Genomic DNA, 4,904 nt, shown 5'->3' with positions numbered 1-4,904 from the left:
CTTTCTCTTGTATAAACCACAAGATTTGAACGACTCGTTTTTGTAGTTCTTCATCTGTGTCCTTGTTCAACCAACTTTCAATCAGTCCCAAAGAATCCAAAAGTTTAAACCATTCTACAGAATTTGCATTCCAAAGCATTCTCCAAATATGCTGAGTAATAGGACTCGAATAGTCTGTAATTCTAGGAGCAAGTATCTTCCATTCTTCGAGTCGAGGATCGCTGAATGTTCCGAGTAATGCTACCACTACTTGCTTGAGATGAAAGCGAATCTCTTCGCTGTTTATAAGCTCTTCTAAATCGCTAAGATACTGCTCAAAATCTTCTTGCTCAAAATCTTCTTCGCGTTCGTGGAGTAAAATTTGTCTAACTTGTGCGCGACGAAAGAGATGCTGTTCGCTACTTTTAAGAAAAGCGAGTAAATCCTGACCGCGTGCTGCAAAACGTCGAGCAAAAGCATAGTCAAAAAAGCTCTCATGGAAAAAACTAAAACTTTTATTATTTTGAATGATAACTCCTTCTGAAGCCATAACTTTAACCTCATCATCTAAATCGTCAAGTTTGGATTTAGGAATTGATAAACTTTGATTTTGCTTGCTACTCATATGGTCGCAGAATGTATCAATAACTTTTGTCCAACGATGAGAGTTACCAAGAGATTGTTTAACTTGCGATCGCTTATATTCCCAGAATTGAGCAAATAGTTCGCGATCCGTGTTAAAACTTAACGCATCTAGAGTTGAACTACGAGAAATTTCAGCCAGTAGAATAAGATGTAAAGGAATTGCCAATAAATCTAACTGTTTTTTGCTTAGTCGATTGACATCTAAATCAAATTGATTAACAACTACTTTAACTTTTTCTTGTGAAAGTTTTTTGATTTCTACAGATTCAGCAATTCCATTTCGATCGACCAATTGTCTGATTCTGTAATCGTTATCTAGATCGAACTTTCGACAAGCTAATAAAACTCGCATTTTTGAATGAATTTTAGCTTGTTTAATAATTTCGTGGATACATTCAAAAAACTGAGGATTTCGACCTGATGTTGAACTCACTGCATCGAGTTGATCGATCGCTAAAACGCAATCTCTATCTCCAGCAATATTTGCCAGTACGGTAGCAGGAGATGCAGGAAGTCCCAATTGTTCCCCAAGGTGATCGGGATGCTGTACCGGATCGAGGCGATCGACGCGAAAAGCGAAAATAAGGATTCCTTGTTGTTGGAGCTTTTCCAAAGTTTGGAGCATTACGCCACTTTTTCCAACCCCAGCTTCCCCAACCAGTAAAACACTTTTTTGCTCCGTTCCTGTCAATTTGTTGAAAGCTGTCTCTGCTTCATCGCGATCGATTTGTTGAGAGATAATTTTATGTCCATCTTTGAGTTGAGATAAATAGAGATTGGTACTTTTTTCAACGGCTGCAAGAACATGAGGATCTTTTGCATATTCACGACGACGATAACCGCGATGGTGTTGGAGATAATGCCAAATATCGTGAGGTGTTAGCTTTTGATGAATATTATTGATTGCGAATTCACCTAAATCCAGACGAACGCTTTGAGAATCCCCCTCAACTAATGCTGCAATACGATTCTCAACAATCTCAATAAGAAGATTCTCTCCGATAGTTTGTATATGAACCTGCTTTAATTTTCGATAAACTTCTAGCTTAGATAAATTAGATGAATTGTCCTCCCATTTTTTATATAAAATATCAAACTGTTCAGATATTTTTGCTGCTTTAAGATATTCTTGTTGAAACTCGGCAAAAGAAGTTGCGCTTCTAGCACGATCCGTGAGTTCTTCAAGTTTTCCAGCGCTGCGGGTAGAAACAAAAATACAAGTTATATCAGGTTCTTGAAGTGCTTTCCAGAAATTGGAGAGAACACGAATATTTTTTGTTTCTAAGTTGTTTAATGTCCAATGTCCTAAACAGCTCTCCTGTCGTTTAACTTGGTGATATTCGAGGCGATCGCCGCGTTGTAGGTAAAATTCAAAAGCATCTAATCCAGGTTCTTCTAGGCGAATAAAATTAGCTTTTTCCTCCATAACATCGAGCATACAATGAATTGTCCATCGTCCCTCATAACGATTGCCAATTTTATCGGGTGCTCCACCGGGCAATGGCATATATCATCCTCCTATTTTGATGAGAGTACACGATCTTACCTTCTTCAATGTCTCAACATTGTACGGTTGTTCAATAAATCCGTAAGCTCCTTCAATCTATAATACAGTTTTTTATCATTTCTATGAGCCTCAGTTTAAACTAAAGATTTAGATTTTAGGTTTTTTGCGAACATTAGCGGCTGCCCCACTATTGGGTCTTGACTCCTCGCGATTCCTTGGATTTAATCGAGTTCGTTCCAGAGCAATCTTCCCCAACTCGCTCAAAACTGCCAAATCTACTCCAGCCGTGCGAGTCGCTTCCCGAAGCGCGACCCCATTGCGAGCCAGAGCCAGAAATTGCCGCACGCCGTAAACAACCGGATCGTCCGCAGGGGTATAACCGCGACGAATGGCAATTTGCAACCCCAACTCGATATCGTCAAAACTCGCCGATCGCCTGCCATCCAATTGAATAGCCGTCGTATTCCCCGACACATAGGGAACGATGCGAACTCCCAAAGCCTGCGAATTTCCCCCTCGAACGATATTAAAGTTGTAAAGTCGCTGTCTGCCCCTCCCATCAATTGTTTTAACCGCAAGATTGGTTACGGCTGCTGTCGTCGCATTGGGAAAACGTAGAGGTTGAATGGGACACAGAAAAATCGTTTTTGCTAAACCTCCAGCCAACGGCACATCTGTATTGAAGACAACGCGAGAGGGATCCGCCAAACCGACATAGAAAATGGTTTCATCCGTTTGGGAAAAATCAATAGCACTCATGCGCCCCGGAAAGACCCTCACATCGTTCGCGAAGCGTGGCTTTAGCCGTATCGCGCCCCGTTCGGCCCGATCGCGTTCCACCTGTTGATAGCCAGAAGATTGTCCCCATGCCGGAGCAAGGGGAGTCAGGAGAGCGATCGCGCTGAAAGTCGTACCGAAAACAAAAGACTGTAGATTCATAACTAATCCATTAACGAACGATTTTCACCATCATGCTATTGACCGAGATTGTCACCTTTGTTCCCACGGGAATAACGGCAATATTGGCTTTTTCGAGCATGGCTTGCAACCGCGCATCGGAACGTTGGGAGAGGCGATCGGCGAGAGGATTGAAGAAGCCATCGAGGACAGCCGACCAAATTTGCGGTTCTCGACTGCGAATGGTGGTCGAACTCGAAGAAGTGCTGCCGCTACCCGAAAACGTCGAAATGCGTTCGGGTTCGGTGAAGACTTCGCCAATGCGCCCGATTCCCGAGAGAACGCTCGTGAGAATATCTCGTGCGGCAGTCTCCGAACCGCGATCGAAATACTCTTGTGCGATAAGCGGATCTCCTTCTTCCCCGCGAATGAGAATGGCATTGGCAGGGAGGGACTGTTGTTGGATTTCCCCTCGGGAATCCTTGAAAATGACCGCGATCGCGCTGGCTTGAACGAAGCGGTTATCTTTGCCCACCAATTGCGCTTCTGCCACAAGAACGGTTTCTTTAGGCAGGGCAACAGACTGATTATCCGTAGCGATGACATCCTGGGAAAGCGTAACGGCAAAGCGATTGTAGAGTTGTTCGCCACTGCCTTCGTCCCAGAGCAAAGGGACGGAAATGGTTGCAGGGGCAGTTTTTCCGAAAGCGATCGCCCGTCTCGTGGGAGCATTTGCGGCGGTGGAACGATTGCGAGTGAGAATTCCTTGCGCTCCCGGACTGAGTTCTTTATCGGAGTTGGAATTCAGATCGACATTGGCGATCGCGCTTTTGGGAGGTTCTGCGGGTAAATCTTCCGTAACAGTTGCAGGGGGAAGTTCTGGCGGTGTAGTTTGGACTTGACCGAGAGCGGCTAATTGATTCCAGCGATCGTGAGGATCGACGGGAGCGGGGCTTCGGCTTCGCTCGGGCTGCGGTGGTGCGGCACGGGTGACGGTGGTTCTGGGTGGGGGTGCGCTTTGAATTCGCGGGGGAGGTTGGGGCGCGGGTTTGGGTGGCGCTTCTCGCACCTCTATTTTAGGTGAGGGAGAGGGTTGAGGAGTCGGTTCTTCCTCTAATTCCCGAATCTCCTGTCCCTGTAATGCCAGCGCAACTTTGGCGTTGTAGTCGGTTTCCTTTTCGGTGACGGTTGGGGTGGGGTCTGGGGTCAATTTGGGTTGCGCTATCTCGGGCGATCGCGGCTTGACGACCAGCCAAATGCCGAGGAGTGCCAGCAGAAAGCCTCCTACGCCTGCCGTAACGAAGATGGCGCGGGGAAATCCCCGTTCTTCTACGGGTTGGGGTGGGGGCTGTTCTTCATCCAATGCCAATCGATATTTGGCATCCAATTCGAGGGGGCGATCGGGGTCGTATCCGGCAATTTCTCGCTCTTCTTCGCGATCGATTTCTTCTTGTTCGAGGGGGTCTAAATGAGGAGAGTTTGGAGCGTTCATCGATATTAATTAAGGAGTATCGTCATAGTTGGTAATAGCAGTGATTTCTAAACCCGATGACCGCATTTTATAGATTGTTTTTTCATAAGAATTGGCATTCTCTCCCAGAGGAGAAGTGGGAATAGCAACGGCACGAATTAAGAAAGTTTTATTAAAGGGAATGACCTGTCTTTGAGTGCGGGCGGTCTCGTCAAAAATGGTTCTCGTGGCAATAATATCCACTTCCCAGGCGGCGGAACTAATTTGTCGGGGTTCGGAAATATAGCGGACGTAAGCGGCAGATCGCAAGCGACCGGAAAAGACTTCACTTGGAATCAATTCTGCCAATCCATTGAGGAATTCTTCGGCGAATTCCGGTTCCATCATCATCGAAGCCGCCCAGCT

Annotated in this window: 2 protein-coding genes and 2 pseudogenes; all 4 read right to left on the bottom strand. The window is 45.7% G+C overall.

Features of this window, described 5'->3' with window-relative positions; translation table 11 throughout:
* A pseudogene (locus VB714_RS26725) lies at positions 1-2,131 on the bottom strand (hypothetical protein); the annotation flags it as partial.
* A gap of 147 nt (positions 2,132-2,278) precedes the next feature.
* On the bottom strand, positions 2,279-3,070 hold the full coding sequence (locus VB714_RS26720; RefSeq protein WP_323228334.1) for a hypothetical protein: 792 nt from the start codon (positions 3,068-3,070) through the stop codon (positions 2,279-2,281).
* Positions 3,071-3,080: 10 nt separating this feature from the next.
* A complete protein-coding gene (locus VB714_RS26715) occupies positions 3,081-4,520 on the bottom strand; it encodes a hypothetical protein (protein ID WP_323228333.1) in 1,440 nt (479 codons plus the stop codon).
* Positions 4,521-4,529: 9 nt separating this feature from the next.
* Positions 4,530-4,904, bottom strand: a pseudogene (locus VB714_RS26710) (hypothetical protein); the annotation flags it as partial.

Source organism: Spirulina sp. 06S082, assembly GCF_034932145.1.
GTDB lineage: Bacteria > Cyanobacteriota > Cyanobacteriia > Cyanobacteriales > Spirulinaceae > CCY15215.
Note: the sequence above shows the minus strand (reverse complement) of the source record. Positions and strands in the feature narration are given on the sequence as shown.